1 protein-coding gene is annotated in these 1,117 nt (G+C 70.7%); it reads right to left on the bottom strand.

Features of this window, described 5'->3' with window-relative positions; all coding sequences use genetic code 11:
* A partial coding sequence (locus SLP03_RS31395) for a hypothetical protein (RefSeq protein WP_319464259.1) occupies positions 1-755 on the bottom strand: 755 nt, incomplete at its 3' end.
* Between the last annotated feature and the right edge of the window lie 362 nt (positions 756-1,117).

Here is a 1,117-nt window from a genome sequence, read left to right as displayed (position 1 = left end):
AGGTGGGCGATGGCGGTGAACACGGTGCCGCGTACCGCACCAGAGATCCGCCGGTTGAGGCTGCGTGACCCACCACGGCCCTCGAGCGTGGCGAGGTCCTCGACGTAGATGACGGTCGCGCCGACCGCGGTCGCCTGGTCGACGAGCCACCGCGCCGCCGACCAGGCAAGAGCCTTGTTGAGATGCCGGATCCGGGCGCACACCGCCGAGTGCTCGGCCTCCAGGAGGACAAGCTTCGCAGTCAGTGCCGCCTCGGCTGGGACGTGGGCAGGCCGGCCGTCACGCAGCCGCGTCAATTGGTCGACTTTGGTGTTGAGGTGTTCGCGGTGACGGCGTAGCCGCACCAGTTTCGCCGACACCCCGGTCGCGTCGAACCGCAACGGGCGGCCCTGCACCACCACAGTGCCGTCCTGGTCGAGGTCGGCCACGGTCGCGGTCAGCAGGGTGTTCACACCCCAGTCAACACCAAGCGCCCGAGTGTGGCCGTCCAACCGGGGCGGGGTGTGCGGGGTCTGCCAGGGCAGGTCAACGCGAACCTTGCCATCGCCGGGACGCAGCGTCGGAGTGCACACCTTCACCCCGGCTGGCACGATCGCCGGCAGCACCACGTCGAAGGCATGCCACACCCAGTCGCGGTACGAGGCTGGCGCTGCGCACATCGGAAGCTGCGACCACACCCGCACCATGCGGTCGCCGACCCGGTCGACGGCGACCTGTTGCCGGTCGGCCGCAGCGAGGCTCACCTGCCGAGCCACGGCCGGCGGACCCTCCAACTCACACACGTCCGCCGGCAGCCCGCCATGCACGTCGATGTGTCCGGTGATCTGTCGGGTCCGGCTGCGGATCGTCGCGCTATCGGTTCCTTCGGGTAACGCCGCCCGCAACGCTGACCACTCGTCATCGGTACGGGCGGACGGATCGGCCGGCCACGTGGCCAGTAGCGCGGCAACGATCGCACGACGGTGGCACGCCAGACGCAGAACGCGGGCGGCTTCTTCCTCGGCGATCCGACGAACCCGGTCCGACACCACCACCCCCGCCGGCGGCACCGCACCCCAGCCGAGCCGGCGCAGCGCCATCCACCCGTTGCCCGGCAGACGCCTCCCATCAGGGCCGA

The sequence above is a fragment of the Micromonospora sp. RTP1Z1 genome, assembly GCF_033804685.1.
GTDB lineage: Bacteria > Actinomycetota > Actinomycetes > Mycobacteriales > Micromonosporaceae > Micromonospora.
This window is presented reverse-complemented; position numbering and strand designations above follow the sequence as displayed.